The sequence below is a fragment of the Nocardioides pakistanensis genome, assembly GCF_054781215.1.
In genome coordinates this window covers 1-15375 of sequence record NZ_BAAGUV010000029.1, presented here as the reverse complement: position 1 = coordinate 15375, position 15375 = coordinate 1, and the positions used below count along the sequence as shown (strand labels likewise).

Annotated in this window: 15 protein-coding genes; 11 read left to right on the top strand and 4 right to left on the bottom strand. The window is 72.4% G+C overall.

Annotated elements, in window-relative coordinates; genetic code table 11:
• Positions 1-8: 8 nt before the first annotated feature.
• Entirely contained in the window at positions 9-572 is a 564-nt protein-coding gene (locus ACYVIH_RS12285) for an SACE_7040 family transcriptional regulator (protein WP_460869743.1), read from the bottom strand.
• A 123-nt stretch (positions 573-695) separates the two neighbouring features.
• Here ACYVIH_RS12285 and ACYVIH_RS12280 point away from each other — a divergent pair, with 123 nt between their 5' ends.
• The 5 genes from ACYVIH_RS12280 (at position 696) to ACYVIH_RS12260 (ending at position 8217) form a co-directional block, all read left to right on the top strand.
• Positions 696-2324: an amidohydrolase gene (locus tag ACYVIH_RS12280; protein WP_460869742.1), complete on the top strand. Its 1629-nt coding sequence runs from the start codon at positions 696-698 to the stop codon at positions 2322-2324.
• 82 nt (positions 2325-2406) lie between these two features.
• A complete protein-coding gene (locus ACYVIH_RS12275; RefSeq protein WP_460869741.1) occupies positions 2407-4023 on the top strand; it encodes a carboxyl transferase domain-containing protein in 1617 nt (538 codons plus the stop codon).
• Between the two features lie 58 nt (positions 4024-4081).
• Entirely contained in the window at positions 4082-6157 is a 2076-nt protein-coding gene (locus ACYVIH_RS12270) for an acetyl/propionyl/methylcrotonyl-CoA carboxylase subunit alpha (RefSeq protein WP_460869740.1), read from the top strand.
• 2 nt (positions 6158-6159) lie between these two features.
• Positions 6160-7095: a hydroxymethylglutaryl-CoA lyase gene (locus ACYVIH_RS12265; protein WP_460869739.1), complete on the top strand. Its 936-nt coding sequence runs from the start codon at positions 6160-6162 to the stop codon at positions 7093-7095.
• A 24-nt stretch (positions 7096-7119) separates the two neighbouring features.
• Positions 7120-8217, top strand: coding sequence for a hypothetical protein (locus ACYVIH_RS12260; RefSeq protein WP_460869738.1), 1098 nt, complete (start codon positions 7120-7122; stop codon positions 8215-8217).
• 28 nt (positions 8218-8245) lie between these two features.
• On the opposite strand, the gene ACYVIH_RS12255 is transcribed toward ACYVIH_RS12260, so the two are convergent.
• Positions 8246-8926: an EcsC family protein gene (locus ACYVIH_RS12255; protein WP_460869737.1), complete on the bottom strand. Its 681-nt coding sequence runs from the start codon at positions 8924-8926 to the stop codon at positions 8246-8248.
• 153 nt (positions 8927-9079) lie between these two features.
• On the opposite strand from ACYVIH_RS12255, the gene aat reads away from it, so the two are divergent.
• Positions 9080-9748, top strand: coding sequence for a leucyl/phenylalanyl-tRNA--protein transferase (gene aat, locus ACYVIH_RS12250; protein ID WP_460869736.1), 669 nt, complete (start codon positions 9080-9082; stop codon positions 9746-9748).
• 118 nt (positions 9749-9866) lie between these two features.
• On the opposite strand, the gene ACYVIH_RS12245 is transcribed toward aat, so the two are convergent.
• Positions 9867-10733: an Fpg/Nei family DNA glycosylase gene (locus ACYVIH_RS12245; RefSeq protein ID WP_460869735.1), complete on the bottom strand. Its 867-nt coding sequence runs from the start codon at positions 10731-10733 to the stop codon at positions 9867-9869.
• A gap of 74 nt (positions 10734-10807) precedes the next feature.
• Here ACYVIH_RS12245 and ACYVIH_RS12240 point away from each other — a divergent pair, with 74 nt between their 5' ends.
• A complete protein-coding gene (locus ACYVIH_RS12240; protein ID WP_460869734.1) occupies positions 10808-11080 on the top strand; it encodes a hypothetical protein in 273 nt (90 codons plus the stop codon).
• A 73-nt stretch (positions 11081-11153) separates the two neighbouring features.
• Here the strand turns inward: ACYVIH_RS12240 and ACYVIH_RS12235 are convergent, their stop codons facing one another.
• Positions 11154-11375, bottom strand: coding sequence for a hypothetical protein (locus tag ACYVIH_RS12235; protein WP_460869732.1), 222 nt, complete (start codon positions 11373-11375; stop codon positions 11154-11156).
• A 76-nt stretch (positions 11376-11451) separates the two neighbouring features.
• Here ACYVIH_RS12235 and ACYVIH_RS12230 point away from each other — a divergent pair, with 76 nt between their 5' ends.
• The 4 genes from ACYVIH_RS12230 to ACYVIH_RS12215 all read left to right on the top strand — a co-directional run bounded on the left by ACYVIH_RS12230 (position 11452) and on the right by ACYVIH_RS12215 (position 14984).
• Positions 11452-12654, top strand: coding sequence for an AAA family ATPase (locus ACYVIH_RS12230; protein ID WP_460869731.1), 1203 nt, complete (start codon positions 11452-11454; stop codon positions 12652-12654).
• 51 nt (positions 12655-12705) lie between these two features.
• Positions 12706-13527 (top strand): glycerophosphodiester phosphodiesterase family protein, encoded by an 822-nt coding sequence (locus tag ACYVIH_RS12225; protein WP_460869729.1) that lies wholly within the window; start codon positions 12706-12708, stop codon positions 13525-13527.
• A 62-nt stretch (positions 13528-13589) separates the two neighbouring features.
• On the top strand, positions 13590-14003 hold the full coding sequence (locus ACYVIH_RS12220) for an ATP-binding protein (RefSeq protein WP_460869727.1): 414 nt from the start codon (positions 13590-13592) through the stop codon (positions 14001-14003).
• A gap of 33 nt (positions 14004-14036) precedes the next feature.
• On the top strand, positions 14037-14984 hold the full coding sequence (locus ACYVIH_RS12215; RefSeq protein ID WP_460869725.1) for a DUF5926 family protein: 948 nt from the start codon (positions 14037-14039) through the stop codon (positions 14982-14984).
• Positions 14985-15375 lie beyond the last annotated feature (391 nt).

Sequence of the window (15375 nt, the reverse complement as noted above, 5' to 3'; positions counted from 1 at the left end):
GCGGCGCCTCAGGCGGGGCGCTCGAGGGCGACCGCGCGCAGCGCCATCTCCTCCAGCATGCCGCGCATCTCCTCCTCCGACAGCAGGGCGCTGTGCGGGGTGGAGTTCAGCAGCCCGAACGCCGCGTGGGCCATCGCTCGGGCCCGGTCGGCGGGCAGTCCGCGGTGTACGGCGCGCAGCTGGTCGACCCACAGCTCGACGTACCTGCGCTGCAGCTCGCGCACCTTCTCGCGGGCGTCCTCGGGCAGCGACGCCCAGTCCCGGTCCTGGACCACGATCAGTGCCTTGTTGGTGAGCGCGAAGTCGATGTGCCAGTTCACCAGCGCGTGCAGCGCCTCGCGCGGCCCCTCGGCCTCACGGACCCGCTCACGGCCGACCTCGAGCAGTTCCTCGCTGATCGAGACGAGCATCTCGGCGAGCATCGCGTCCTTCGACGGGAAGTGCCGGTAGAGGGCCGGGCCGGAGACGCCACAGGCGGAGCCGAGCTCGGCGACCGAGACGCCGTGGAAGCCACGCTCGGCGAAGAGCTCGGCAGCGGTGGCGAGGATCTGGTCGCGGCGAGAAGCTGCCATGCGGCCACGATAGACCAGTCGGTTAGCGCACGTTCACCTCTCGGCCCGCACGGGGCTTGGACGGGTGAGAATCGGGCACGGTGCGGGTTGGTCCGGATGGCTGACAGACAGACAGGTGGGCAGATGAGCAGGCGGGTGTTCCTCGACGGCAACGTCTTCGACGGGGTGCGCCACCATCGCGGGGTCGCGGTGGCGACGGCCGAGGGCCGCATCCTCGCGATCGGCGACCCAGCGGAGGTGCGCTCGGCGGTCGGTCCGGGAGCCGAGGAGGTCGACCTCGCCGGTGGGCTGCTCGCTCCCGGTTTCCAGGACGCCCACCTCCATCCGATGATCGGCGGGCTGGAGCAGACCCGCTGCGACCTCTCCGGCCTCTCCTCGCGAGAGGAGTACCTCGACGCGATCGCCCGGCACGCCCGGGAGAACCCCGACGCGACGTGGATCCGCGGCGGCGGGTGGTCGCTGGCGGCGTTCCCCGAGGAGGCGCCGTCGGTGGCGGACCTGGACTCCGTCGTACCCGACCGCCCGGTGTTCCTGCCCAGCAGCGACCACCACGACGCCTGGGTGAACACCCGGGCGCTGGAGATCGCCGGGGTCGGCCCGGACACGCCGGACCTCCCCGACGGGTGGCTGATGCGCGGGGACGACGGCGGCTTGGAGGGGACGCTGCGGGAGGCGGCGATGGCCCTGGTCGGCGACCACGTGGCCACCACGCAGGCGGAGTACACCGACGCACTCCGCCACGCGCAGCGCTTCCTGCACTCGCTGGGGATCACCGGCTGGCACGACGCCCTGCTCGGCGGGTACGCCGGCATCGACGACCCGACCCTGGCCTACCTCGACCTGCTCGCCTCCGGGGAGCTGGTCAGCCGGGTCCGCGGCGCCCTGTGGTGGGACCGCCACCGGGGGGTCGAGCAGGTCGAGGAGCTGGTCGCCCGACGGGATGAGCTCGCCCGGCACGGCCTCGACGCGGGCGCGGTCAAGCTGATGGCCGACGGGATCTCCGAGACCGGCACGGCCGCGGTCACCGAGCCCTACACCGACCTGCCGTTCTGCTCCTGCGGCGACCGAGGCCTGGCCTTCTTGTCGGTCGAGCAGTTCGCCGACGCCGTGCAGGCCGCCGACGCGGCCGGGTTCCCGGTGCACGTGCACGCGATCGGCGACCGCGCCGTCCACGACGCGCTCGACGCGATCGAGCACGCCCGGCGCACCAACGGCATGAACCACCTGCGGCACCAGATCGCCCACCTGCAGCTGGTCCGACCCGAGGACCGACCGAGGTTCCGCCGCCTCGGCGTGGTGGCGAACTTCGAGGGGTTGTGGGCGAGCGCCGACACCCCTGCGGTCACCCTGCTGGAGCCGCACCTCGACGACGAGCGGCGCAGCTGGCAGTACCCGTTCGCCGACATCGCCCGCTCCGGCGCCACGCTCGCCGGCGGCAGCGACTGGCCGGTGAACACGCCGGACCCGATCGCGGCGATCCACACCCTGGTGAACCGACGCTCCCCGGAGGCGGACGCCTCGACGCCCGCCCTGGTGCCCGGCCAGGCGCTGACCCTCGCTGAGGCGTTCGCGGCCCACACCAGCGGCTCGGCGTTCGCCAGCCACCGCGACGACACCGGTCACCTCCAGGTGGGTGCCCATGCCGACCTGGTGGTCCTCGACCGGGACCCCTTCCTCGGCGCGCCCGAGGAGATCGGTGAGGCGTCCGTCGTCGCGACGTACGTCGCCGGCGAGGTGGTCTTCGGGGGTTGACCCCCGTTCCGCGCGGCCCGGTGGACGCCGGGGTTAACGATCGCTAACATCGGGGCAGTCGTACGACGGAGGTGGCCAGCCGATGGCAGCAGGTGCAACCGGGATGCGCGAGCTCGTCGAGGAGCTGCGCGCCCGTCTCGCCACGGTCCGCGAGGGTGGGTCGGAGTCGGCCCGAGCCAAGCATCTCGAGCGGGGCAAGCTGCTCGCGCGCGACCGGGTGGACCGGCTGCTCGACCCGGGCAGCCCGTTCCTCGAGCTGAGCCCGCTCGCGGCGACCGGGATGTACGACGACGCGGTGCCCTCGGCCGGGATCGTCACCGGTATCGGGCGGGTGTCGGGACGCGAGTGCGTGATCGTGGCCAACGACGCCACCGTCAAGGGCGGCACCTACTACCCGATCACGGTCAAGAAGCACCTGCGTGCCCAGGAGGTGGCCCGCGCGAACCGGCTGCCGTGCATCTACCTCGTCGACTCCGGCGGGGCGTTCCTGCCGATGCAGGACGAGGTGTTCCCCGACAAGGAGCACTTCGGCCGGATCTTCTTCAACCAGGCCAACCTCTCGGCCCAGGGCATCCCGCAGGTCGCGGCGGTGATGGGCTCGTGCACGGCCGGCGGCGCCTACGTCCCCGCGATGTCCGACGAGACGGTGATCGTCAAGGAGCAGGGCACGATCTTCCTCGGCGGGCCGCCGCTGGTGAAGGCCGCGACCGGTGAGGTCGTCACCGCCGAGGAGCTCGGCGGTGGCGACGTGCACGCTCGCAAGTCCGGTGTCGTGGACCATCTCGCCGCCGACGACGCCGAGGCGCTCGCGATCGTGCGGTCGATCGTGGCGACGTTCGAGCGGCGCGGTGGTTTCGAGACGTCGCTTCGCTCCTCCTCGACCACCGGGTTCTCCTCGGCCGCCGGGTACCTGACGCAGCAGGCTCCTGAGGAGCCGGTCGACGACCCCGAGGGTCTGTACGACGTCGTGCCCACCGACTCGCGCACCCCCTACGACGTGCGCGAGGTGATCACCCGCATCGTCGACGGCTCGCGGTTCCACGAGTTCAAGGCGCTCTACGGCGAGACGCTGGTGTGCGGCTTCGCCCGGATCTGGGGCTACCCGGTCGGGATCGTGGCCAACAACGGGATCCTGTTCAGCGAGTCCAGCCTCAAGGGCGCGCACTTCATCGAGCTGTGCAACCAGCGCGGCATCCCGCTGGTGTTCCTGCAGAACATCACCGGGTTCATGGTCGGCCGGGAGTACGAGAACGGCGGCATCGCCCGCGACGGCGCCAAGCTGGTCACGGCGGTCGCCTGCTCCGTCGTACCCAAGTTCACCGTGGTGATCGGCGGCTCCTTCGGCGCCGGCAACTACGGCATGTGCGGCCGGGCCTACGACCCGCGGTTCCTGTGGATGTGGCCCAACGCCCGGATCTCGGTGATGGGCGGCGAGCAGGCCGCCTCGGTGCTCGCCACCGTCCGCCGCGACGGGATCGAGGCCAAGGGCGGCGAGTGGTCCGCCGACGAGGAGGAGGCGTTCAAGGCGCCGATCCGCGAGCAGTACGAGGAGCAGGGCTCGCCGTACTACTCCACCGCCCGGCTCTGGGACGACGGCGTGATCGACCCGGTCGACACCCGCCGGGTGCTCGGCATGGGCCTCGCCGCCGCGTCCAACGCCCCGATCCCCGCGCCGTCGTACGGCGTCTTCCGGATGTGAGGAGCATGAGCTACGTGGTGCTCGTTGTGACGATGTGCTTCCCAGGAAGGACGGCACTGTGACCTCCCCCCGCCCCATTTCCACGCTGCTCGTGGCCAACCGCGGCGAGATCGCGGTGCGGATCATCAAGGCCGCCCGGGAGCGCGGGCTGCGCACCGTCGCGGTGTACTCCGACGCCGACCGGGGCGCCCCGCACGTGCGCGCGGCCGACGTGGCGGTCCGGATCGGGCCGACGCCGGCGACCGAGTCCTACCTCAGCATCGACGCGATCCTGGAGGCCGCCCGGCGCACCGGCGCCGACGCGGTGCATCCCGGCTACGGCTTCCTCTCCGAGCGCGCCCCGTTCGCGCGGGCCGTGGTCGAGGCCGGGCTGACCTTCGTCGGCCCGAGCGCCGAGGTGATGGACCGGATGGGCCGCAAGGACATCGCCCGGGAGGTCGCGATCGCGGCCGGGGTGCCCGTCGTACCGTCCGCGGAGCTGCGCGGCGATGAGCTGGTCTCGACAGGCTCGACCACCGGATCGGGCTCGACCACCGGATCGGGCTCGACCACCGCGCCGGACGTCGGGTTCCCGCTGCTGGTCAAGGCCGCAGCAGGCGGCGGCGGCAAGGGCATGCGGATCGTGCGCGACCCGGCCGACTTCGCCGACGCGCTCGCCGCGGCCCGGCGCGAGGCCGCGAGCGCGTTCGGCGACGACACGATCTTGGTGGAGAGGTACGTCGAGCACGGGCGCCACGTCGAGGTGCAGGTGCTCGCCGACGCCCACGGCAACGTCGTGCACCTCTTCGAGCGTGACTGCTCCACCCAGCGCCGGCACCAGAAGGTGCTCGAGGAGGCGCCGGCCCCGACCATCTCCGACGACGTCCGCCGGGTGCTGACCGAGTCGGCCGTCGCGCTGGCCAAGGAGGTCGGCTACGTCAACGCCGGCACCGTGGAGTTCCTCGTCGATGCCGGGGGATCTCCGGGGGGGAACCCCCCGGAGGTGTACTTCCTGGAGATGAACACCCGGCTCCAGGTCGAGCACCCGGTCACCGAGCTCGCGGTCACCGTGGGCGGACGGCCGCTCGACCTCGTCGCGCTCCAGCTGAAGGTCGCCGCCGGCGAGCCGCTGCCGTTCACCCAGGACGACGTGGCGCTCGACGGCCACGCGATCGAGGCGCGGGTCTACGCCGAGGACGCGTTCGCCGGCTTCCTCCCGCAGGCCGGGGTCGCCGAGCACGTCCGCTGGTCCTCGCGCGCCCGGGTCGACGCCGCGCTCGAGTCCGGACAGGTGGTGAGCTCCTCCTACGACCCGATGCTCGGCAAGGTGATCGTGCACGGGCCGACCCGGGAGGCGGCCCGCCGGGCGCTGGTGACCGCGCTCGACGACACCGCGATCCTCGGCCTCACCACGAACCTCGGCTTCCTGCGCGGGCTGGCCGCCTCCGAGGCGTTCCGCGACTGCGAGATCGACACGGCGTACCTCGACACCCATCCCGACGCGGTGCGACCCGAGGGCGTCACCGAGGCGTCGCTGCTCGCCGCCTGGGCACTGGCGGTGCCGGCTCACGCCGGGTCGGCCGACGGCGGGCCGGCGCAGCATGACCCTAGCCCGTTCGCGGTCGCCGACGGCTGGCGGCTGGCCGGTCCGCCCGCACCGATCCCGGTCGAGCTCGTCGTCGACGGGGACACCCGGGTGTTCCACGTGGAACCGGCCGGGGCGATCCGGACCGGCGACCAATCCTGGGCGGTGCACCCGATCGCGGCCGAGGCGGGCGTCCTCCGGCTGGAGATCGACGACCTGGTGCACGAGGGCGCGGTGCGCGTGGGACCGCACCGGGTCGAGGTCGCGCACCGCGGCAACACCCACGTCTTCGAGCGGCCCGACGCGTTCGGCCCGGGCGCGCACCACGCCGCCGCCGACGGCACGGTCGCCGCCCCGATGCCGGGCACGGTGCTGAACGTCGGCGCCACCGTCGGGCAGTGGGTTGCCGAGGGGGAGACACTCGGGGTGATGGAGGCGATGAAGATGGAGCTCGCGCTCAAGGCCCCGATGGCCGGCACCGTCGTCGAGGTGGCCGCGGCCGCCGGCGACCAGGTGCCGCTCGGCGCCACGCTCTTCGTCGTCGAGCCGGCGGCCGTCGAGGAGGAGTGAGCATGCGCAAGCCCCAGGTCGTGCCCGATCCCGGCCTGCCCGGTCGGGTCCGGATCTACGAGGTCGGTCCCCGCGACGGCTTGCAGAACGAGCCGACCGTCGTACCCGTCGAGGTCAAGGCGGAGTTCATCCGCCGCCTCGTCGACGCCGGGCTGCCGGTCGTGGAGGCCACCAGCTTCGTGCACCCCACGTGGGTGCCCCAGCTGGCCGACGCCGGCGAGCTGCTCGACCTGCTCGGCGACCCGGCCGCGCAGCCGGTTCCGATGCCGGTGCTGGTGCCCAACGAGCGCGGCCTGGACCGGGCGCTCGAGAAGGGCGTGCGGCACATCGCGATCTTCGGCAGCGCCACCGAGACCTTCGCCCAGCGCAACCTCAACCGCAGCCTCGACGAGCAGTTCACGATGTTCGAGCCGACCGTGCGCCGCGCCCGCGACGCCGGGATCGACGTCCGCGCCTACGTCTCGATGTGCTTCGGCGACCCGTGGGAGGGCGACGTCCCGGTCGACCAGGTGGTCGCCGTGGGCAAGCGGCTGTTCGACCTCGGCGCGTCCGAGCTCTCGCTCGGCGACACGATCGGGGTCGGTACGCCGGGCCACGTGACCGCCCTGCTCGCCGGCTTCAACGACGCCGGGCTGCCCAACGACCGGCTCGCGATGCACTTCCACGACACCTACGGCCAGGCGTTGTCCAACACCCAGGCAGCGCTGCGCGCGGGGGTCACCACGTTCGACGCGTCGACCGGCGGCCTCGGCGGCTGCCCCTACGCCGAGAGTGCCACCGGCAACCTCGCCACCGAGGACCTGGTGTGGATGCTCGACGGGCTGGGCATCGAGACCGGGGTGGACCTGGCCAAGCTCGTCGAGACCAGCGCCTGGATGGCCGAGCAGCTCGGCCGGCCCAGCCCTTCTCGTGTGGTCAACGCGCTCGCCGGGAGCTGAACCGGGTAGGGCAGAATCAGGCTCATGAGCCGGGTCGTCTACCTCCACGTCGGGGCGCCCAAGACCGGTACGACGTTCCTGCAGGACCGGCTACGCCAGAACCGCAACAGCCTCGCCGACCACGGCGTCCACTACCCGCTCGGGCTGCTGTCGAGCCACTTCCGGCCCGCCCTCGACCTGGTGCAGATGGACTGGGGAGGGCTTGGCCCCGCGTCGCAGGGCCAGTGGGACGCCCTGATGCGCCGGGTGCGCCGGCTCGACGACACCGTGATCATCGACCACGAGATCCTCAGCACGGCCACCCCGGAGCAGGTGAAGCGGGCGATGGACGACCTCGCCTCGAGCGACGAGGTGCACATCGTCTACTCCGCCCGCGACATCGCCCGCCAGATCCCGGCCGAGTGGCAGGAGGGGATCAAGCTCGGCCGCCGGTGGACCTACAAGCGCTTCATCCGGCGGGTGCGACGCAGCTTCGACGGGCGCAAGGACATGCCGTTCTGGCGCAGCCAAGGGCTGCCCGACGTACTCATGCGCTGGGGCGCCGGCCTGCCGCCGGAGCGGGTGCACGTCGTCACCGTGCCCCAGGCCGGCGCGGAGCCGGACCTGCTGTGGCGCCGGTTCTGCCAGGTCTTCGGGATCGACCCGGCGTGGGCGCCCGAGGACCGGGCCCGAGCCAACGAGTCGATGGGGATCGCGGAGATCGCCGTCGTGCGCCAGCTCAACACCCATCTGGCGGGCAGCGGCATCGACTTCACCACCGCCCAGGACCTGATCAAGGAGCTGCTGGTCAACCGGCACCTCGCGCAGCGCGACGACCTGGTCAAGGCGACGTTGCCACCGCGGCTCTACCCGTGGGCCGAGGAGGTCGCCAACCACTGGATCGACTGGATCGAGGGCTCCGGGATCGACGTCGTCGGCGACGTCGAGGACCTCCGCCCGGTGCCGCCGCCGAAGGGCGCCCGCTGGGCCGACCCGGACCGGCCCGATCCCGCACAGGTCGCCGAGGCCGCGATCGAGGCGCTTGCGGTGATGACCCGGGAGGCGGCCGAGCGCGAGGACCCGAACGCCCAGATCACGGTCCGGATGAGCAAGGCCGCGCGACGCCTGCGCGGCGAGGAGTAGCCCGGCGCCGCGGCGAGGGACAGCCGGCTCAGCGGCGCGGTCGCGAGAGCAGCTCCCGGTCGGCGTACCGGCCGATCTTCCACGTGGAGTACCCGTCCGCCCCGGCGCCGACCAGGCCGCCCACGACGGGGACCCGGCGACCGACGGTGGTGGCCACCCGCTTGCCGGCGACCTTGGTGAGCAGCTCGGAGGTCACCTCGGCGGCGATCACCTTGTCCAGGTGCGGGTCGTGGGCGGGTGCGGTGGCGACCGCCATCGGTGAAGCGGGCAGCTTCTTCTTCTTCACCAGGGAGCGCACCGCGTCCTCGCCGAGCATGCACATCAGCACGGCGTTGCGCACCCGCTGGTCGGTGAGGTCGTAGCCGCGCAGGTGTGCGATCCCGGCGACCATCCGGCACTGCAGCATGGCCAGGCCGGCGATGTTGGCCGGAATGGTCACCGCTGCGGTCACCAGACCGCCCAGGTTGGTGGCGAACCCCTGGACCCCGGCGTACCGCACGTGGTTCTCGATCACCTCGTGGATCGCCTTGTCGACGTCCCCGCCCTGCTCGGCGAGCTGTTTGTCGGCGGCGTGGGCGGCGCCGGGCAGCGGACCGACGCCGTTGATCGCCCGAGCGAGCGCCTCGTGCACGAAGCCGGCGGTCATCTCCGGTGCCATCTTCTGCACCTGCGGCGCCAGCGCCTTCCCCAGCGATCCACCGATGCCCATGTGTCCTCCTCCGGCGGCCGGCCCTCACCGGCACGTCATCGAAACCCTACGACCCCGGTACCCCCGCACAAGCGGGGCCAACGTGGCACCGGGCACACCCGACCCGGCTCCAAGCCGCGGGGAGCCCTTCGGCGGGGTGGCACCATGGCACCCGTGCCGACCGAACCGCCGCCCACCGGATGGGAGTTCCCCGACTCGCTGCACGACATCGACGACGACGTGGTCGGGGTCGGCGCCGACCTGGAGCCGGCCACGCTGCTCGCGGCATACCGGCACGGGCTGTTCCCGATGCCCGGCGACCCGAGCATGCCGATGCTGTGGTGGTCACCGGACCCGCGCGGGATCCTGCCCCTCGACGGGCTCAAGGTCTCCCGCTCCCTGCGCGCCTCCGTGCGCCGGATGGAGATCCGCGTCGACACCTGCTTCGAGGAGGTCGTCCGAGCCTGCGCCGACCCCACGCGCGACAGCGGCTGGATCGACGAGGAGATCATCGACGCCTACACCGCGCTGCACGAGCTGGGCTGGGCGCACTCGGTGGAGACCTGGCAGGACGGCCGGCTGGTCGGAGGCCTGTACGGCGTCGCGATCGGCGGCCTGTTTGCGGGGGAGTCGATGTTCCACCGGGTCACCGACGCCTCGAAGGTCGCTCTGGTCGGCCTGGTCGACCTGCTCCGCGACCGGTACGCCGACCGGCGGCTGCTCGACGTGCAGTGGCAGACGCCGCACCTGGCCTCGCTCGGCGTCGTGGAGGTCCGCCGTACCGACTATCTCGACCTGCTCGCCGACGCCCTCGAGCTGCCGCTCCCGACCGCCTTCAGCTGAGGGACCGGCGCGGCGGGCCGGCTGGACGTGCACTCGCGCCGGCGCGGGCCGGCGCGCAGGCGGCAACCCGGCCCAGCCGGACCCGGAGTGCACGTCCGAATGGCCCGCGTGCGGGCGGCTACTTCAGCAGGCGCGACATTCGCCGGTCGGCGAGCGGCTTGCCACCGGTCTGGCAGGTGGGGCAGTACTGCAGCGAGGAGTCGGCGAAGGACACCTCGCGGACCGTGTCGCCGCACACCGGGCACGGCTGGCCGGTCCGCCCGTGCACCGCGAGGTGCGACTTCTTCTCGCCCTTCAGCTCCGAGGCGGCCAGCCCGCGGGAGCGCTCGACGGCGTCCCCGAGCACGGTGCGGATCGCGTCGTAGAGGATCTCGAGCTCCTCGTCGTCGACGCTCGAGGCCGGCTTGAACGGCGACATGCGCGCGGCGTGCAGCAGCTCGTCGGAGTAGGCGTTGCCGATCCCGGCGATCACGGACTGGTTGCGCAGCACGCCTTTGAGCTGGGCCCGGCCGGCGTCGGTCAGGATCGCCCGCAGCGTGTCGCGGGTGAACTCCTCGGCCAGCGGGTCCGGGCCCAGGCGGGCGATGCCGGGCACGTCCTCGGGTCGCCGCACGACGTAGATCGCCAGGCGCTTCTGGGTGCCGGCCTCGGTGAGGTCGAGCCCGGAGTCGTCGTCCAGGACCACCCGGGCCGCGAGCGGCGACTTGTTGCTCGGCTTCGGCGGCAGCTTCGGCACCTCGTCGCGCCAGCGGATCCACCCGGCGCGGGCCAGGTGCACCACCAGGTGCAGCCCGGAGGCCTCGATGTCGAGGAACTTGCCGTGCCGGGTCACGTCGTCGACCAGGACGCCGTAGAGCGCGGTCAGTGGCGGGTCGAAGGTCTTCAGCGCGCTGAACGCGGCGATGTCGACACGGGCGATCGCCCGGCCGGACAGCCGGGAACGCAGGTCCTGGGCGAGGGCCTCGACCTCGGGAAGCTCGGGCACGACGCCAGCATAGGGCGGTAAAGCCCGTGACGAAGGGCGGACAACGACGAGATCACAGGCGCACAATGAGCCCCATGCACGCACCGGCACCGCTCCCCGCCACCGGCGAGGCGTTCCTCGACGCCCGTGGCGGCGGCCGCGCGCTCCGGGTCAGCTGGCACCACGAGGCGGGCGTGGTGGTGCTCTCCCTGTGGCGCGGCACGACCTGCAGCGGGACGTTCCGGCTCGACGTGGCGGAGGTGCCCGCGCTCATCGAGCTGCTGGCACGCGGCCTGGACGAGGCGTACGACGCGGTCCGCCACTCGGGCTTCGACGACCTGTTCCGCGACGACGACATCGCCGGCTGACCCGCACGCGCTCGCGCCCTGCACCCGGGCCGTTTCCGTCGCCGGCGTGCCCCTGCCGATCCGACCGGGGGTTCTACACGGGCCGCTCGCCGGTCGCCAGGAACCAGATCGTGGTCGCCGCGAACACCACCAGTGCCACCCCACCGATCCCGAGCGCCAGCCGGGCGACCAGCCGCAGCTGCGGCGTGTGGTCGACCTCGCCGGACCGGTAGGCGACCATCCGGAACGCCCCGACCGGGAGCAGCAGGAACGCGGTGAGTCCGCTGACCGCCCAGATCACCTGCGCTGTGGTCATGACGTCAATCTACGCCGCCCTAGGACTCGCTAGCGAAATCTAGGGTTTGTCCTAGATAGAGGGATACAGTCCTCGCGTGGACCCGGTACGCAACCCCTACGCACCCGGCGCGGGTCAGCGCCCGCCCGAGCTCGCCGGCCGCGACCGCGAGCTGCGCCAGTTCGAGGTCACCCTCGAACGGGTCGCCGCCGGCCGTCCGGAACGGTCGATGGTGCTCTCCGGCCTGCGTGGGGTCGGCAAGACCGTGCTGCTCAACGCGCTGCGCAGCCTGGCGGTGAAGCGGGCGTGGGGGACCGGCAAGTTCGAGGCCCGCCCGGACCAGTCGCTGCGGCTGCCGATGGCGCAGGCCGTGCACGCCGCCGTACGCGAGGTCGCCCACCGCCACCGCGACCCCGAGCGGGTCGACGCGGTCGCCGGCGTCCTGAAGTCCTTCGCGCTCCGCACCAAGCTCGACGACCGCAAGGGGGTCCGCTGGCAGCCCGCGTCGATCGGCGCCGACGTGCCCGCCACGAAAGGTCGCGCGGACTCCGGCGACCTCGAGCTCGACCTGATCGAGCTGTTCACCGACGTCGCCGAGCTCGGCGGCGACCTCGGCGTGGGGATCGGCATCTTCATCGACGAGATGCAGGACATCTCCGCCGCCGAGCTGGCGGCGCTGTGCGGAGCGGTGCACGAGATCAGCCAGCAGGGCGCCCCGCTGGTGGTCGTCGGCGCCGGCCTGCCGCACCTGCCGGTGCTGCTCTCGGCCAGCAAGTCCTACGCAGAGCGGTTGTTCCGGTACGTCGTCGTCGACCGGCTGCCGCGCGCGATGTCCGACCGCGCCCTGCTCGTCCCGGCCGGCACCGAGGACGTCGACTACGAGCCGGACGCGCTCGACGAGCTGTACCGGCTCACCGACGGCTACCCCTACTTCGTGCAGGCCTACGGCAAGGTCACCTGGGACGTCGCGGTGGAGTCCCCGATCAGGGTCACCGACGTCGCCGAGGCAGCGCCCGAGGCCGAGAGCGAGCTCGCCGTCGGCTTCTTCGGGGCCCGTTACGACCGGGCCACCCCCGCCGAGCGGGACTACATGCGCGCGATGGCCGAGCTCGGCGCCGACAACTTCGACCGGGCGGTGACCACGGCCCAGGTCGCCGAGACGCTCGGCCGCAAGCCGCAGAGCCTCTCCCCGGCGCGCGACGGGCTGATCAAGAAGGGCCTCGTGTACTCCTCCGAGCGGGGCACGGTCGCGTTCACCGTGCCGCACTTCGGCAAGTTCCTGCGCGCCCAGCACGGCTGAGCCGCCACGCCGTTCCCGCGCGCACGCGCAGCGGGATGTCAGGATTGACCCATGCACAACAGCGGGCGTCCGCAGGTGGTGGCGCACCGTGGGTCGAGCCAGGTCAACGCCGAGCACACGCTCGGTGCCTACCTCGCCGCTCTCGACGAGGGGGCGGAAGGACTCGAGTGCGACGTGCGGCTGACCGCCGACGGGCACCTGGTCTGCGTCCATGACCGCCGGGTGGACCGTACGGCGAACGGGCGCGGCCTGGTCTCCACGATGGACCTCGCGCAGCTCGACAAGCTCGACTTCGCCACGTGGAAGAACCCGTGGTCCGACCTCGACGACGAGGCGCCGGAGATCGACGTCGAGGCCCGCAAGGTGCTCACCCTGCGCCGGCTGGTCGAGGCGGCGCTCGACTACGACCGCCCGGTGGACCTCGCGATCGAGACCAAGCACCCGACCCGCTACAGCGGGCTGGTGGAGCGGAGGCTGGTCGACCTGCTGGCGTCGTACGGCCTCACCGGCCCGCGCTCGCGAGCACGCGTGATGAGCTTCTCCTACACCGCGCTCAACCGGGTCAAGAGGCTGGCGCCGGACCTCGACGTCGTGATGCTGGTGGACCGGATGTACGCCTGGGACCTGACCCGACGGCTCACCGGCGAGGACTGGATCGCCGGCCCCGGCATCGAGCTGCTCCGGAAGAACCCCCGGCTGCGCCGGGCGCTCCGCCGCGGGGACCGGCCGGTGCACGTCTGGACGGTGAACAGCCCCGAGGACCTCGAGCTGTGCCTCGAGGTCGGGGTCGAGGCGGTGATCACCGACGTCCCCGGCAAGACGCTGCACCTGCTGGAGGGCAGCGCCGGCGGCAGCGAGAAGGGCCGTGTTTGAGGATGCCGCACAGCGGGCAGACTCGCCCACGGAGGGATGTGCCTTGAGATTGGGGTGGCTGCGTGGAGACACGCTCCGTGCGTGAGCACGCGCCGAAGACGGTTCGCGTGCCGTTCGCCGCATCCTCCGTTGCCCTCGCCCGGCGCGAGCTGCGGGACTGGATGCGCGGCGCAGGCTACTCCCGCGAGGCGATCGAGGACGGCCGGCTGGTCATCTCCGAGCTGGTCGCCAACTCCGTGCGGCACGCCCAGCCGCTCTCCGACGGCACCCTCCTGATCGCCTGGGCTGCCGAACGGCGCGGGGTGAGGCTCTCGGTCACCGACGGTGGCAGCTCCTCGCGCCCGCACACGGTGCAGGCGCCCGCTTCGGCGCTGTCCGGACGCGGGATGGCGATCGTGGAGTCGGTGGCACTGGACTGGTGGTCGGAGCACACCCGGACCCGCTCCACGATCCACGCGCTGCTCGCCGCCGGCTGAAGCCCGGCCCGTCGCTCAAGTAGCCTTCGCGGCATGGGAAAGAAGTCGCGCACCAAGAGCCGCACCGAGACAGCCAGCGCCCCGGGTGAGGTCGGTCCCCGCCAGCCCTGCCCCTGCGGATCGGGCAAGCGCTACAAGGCGTGCCACGGGGACCCGTCCGGGGTCGCCGCCACCTTCGTCAGCCGCCCGTTCGAGGGGCTGGCGGCCGAGTGCGACCTGATCGCGCTGCGCGAGCTCGTGCCGGCGGCCACCGCCCCGTTGCGCCTGGCCGACGGCGTGGACACCGACCGGGACGTGCTGCTGTGCACGCTGCTGCCGATGGCGGCCCCGGCGCTGGTCCGCGAGGACGGCACGGTCTGGCTCGCGCTGCAGGTGCAGCACCAGTTCGGTGACCCCAGCCGGGATCTCGCCGCGGTCCTCGAGCGTGCGCTGGAGGCCGAGCCGGGCGCGATGGTGGGGCTCACCGACCCGCCGGGGGAGGGGCGCCGCCTGCAGGACCTGATCGCCGACGAGCCGCTCGACATCACCGTGCACGACGGGTTCGAGTTCTGGATCGCCGACATGGACGACGAGACCGGTGCGCTGGCCGCCTCCCTCGAGAGCGCCAATGCCGCGGCCAACCCGACCACCCGGCTCAGCTCGGTCGACGCGGCGTACTGGACGAACGTCGGCACCAAGGAGCACCTGCGCTGGGTGATGCCGCACGACGAGGAGCAGCTGCTCAGCGCGCTGGCCCGGCTGCACGTCGCGGGCAAGGACAAGGTCGCCGACGAGTCCCGCCTCGTGGGCATGTTCCGGGTGCACGGCGTGCTGGTCCCGGTGTGGGACCTGCCTGTCGGGACAGGGGCCGAGGTGCTGGAGAAGCCGGCCGCCCGGTTCGCCGAGGACCTCGCTGCCGCGCTGGCCGACGAGACCCCGTTGACCGCCGAGGAGCGGGCCGCGCGGTCGGGTCTGGCCAACCGCCAGCTGACCATCCGCTGACCCTGACTAGACAGTATCGGACCGGATCGCTGTGACCTGACACATATTCGCCCTGCAGAGTTGTCCGCGGGTCGGCGGTCCCGTAGATTTACCAGTGCCCGGTCGTTGTTGTATCCCCCGTCAGCAACGGCCGGGTTTTCACGTCTCCAGGGGCCGGTACGACGTCCACCCCGGCCGCACAGCGGGCCGATCCTCGTACGAGCCGGCCGACCGGCCGGTCATTTCGACAGGCAGATCCGCCCTCGTGATCGGTGACCGACGCCGCAGCAACGGTGCGGGCGGACAAACCTGCCTGTTGAGCTGACGCGACGACGCGGCCGCCGGCGCTCAGACCCGGATTCGCAGGTAGGTGTGCGGCTCGCCGGGGTGTGAACGCAACAGATGCCTTTCA

Bases quoted from the DNA above. Each gene is read 5' to 3' on its own strand.
- ACYVIH_RS12260 (WP_460869738.1), top strand. From the start codon at position 7,120: ATGAGCCGGGTCGTCTACCTCCACGTCGGGGCGCCCAAGACCGGTACG.
- ACYVIH_RS12265 (WP_460869739.1), top strand. From the start codon at position 6,160: ATGCGCAAGCCCCAGGTCGTGCCCGATCCCGGCCTGCCCGGTCGGGTC.
- ACYVIH_RS12255 (WP_460869737.1), bottom strand. From the start codon at position 8,926: ATGGGCATCGGTGGATCGCTGGGGAAGGCGCTGGCGCCGCAGGTGCAG.
- ACYVIH_RS12275 (WP_460869741.1), top strand. From the start codon at position 2,407: ATGGCAGCAGGTGCAACCGGGATGCGCGAGCTCGTCGAGGAGCTGCGC.
- ACYVIH_RS12280 (WP_460869742.1), top strand. From the start codon at position 696: ATGAGCAGGCGGGTGTTCCTCGACGGCAACGTCTTCGACGGGGTGCGC.
- ACYVIH_RS12240 (WP_460869734.1), top strand. From the start codon at position 10,808: ATGCACGCACCGGCACCGCTCCCCGCCACCGGCGAGGCGTTCCTCGAC.
- ACYVIH_RS12235 (WP_460869732.1), bottom strand. From the start codon at position 11,375: ATGACCACAGCGCAGGTGATCTGGGCGGTCAGCGGACTCACCGCGTTC.
- ACYVIH_RS12215 (WP_460869725.1), top strand. From the start codon at position 14,037: ATGGGAAAGAAGTCGCGCACCAAGAGCCGCACCGAGACAGCCAGCGCC.
- ACYVIH_RS12285 (WP_460869743.1), bottom strand. From the start codon at position 572: ATGGCAGCTTCTCGCCGCGACCAGATCCTCGCCACCGCTGCCGAGCTC.
- ACYVIH_RS12225 (WP_460869729.1), top strand. From the start codon at position 12,706: ATGCACAACAGCGGGCGTCCGCAGGTGGTGGCGCACCGTGGGTCGAGC.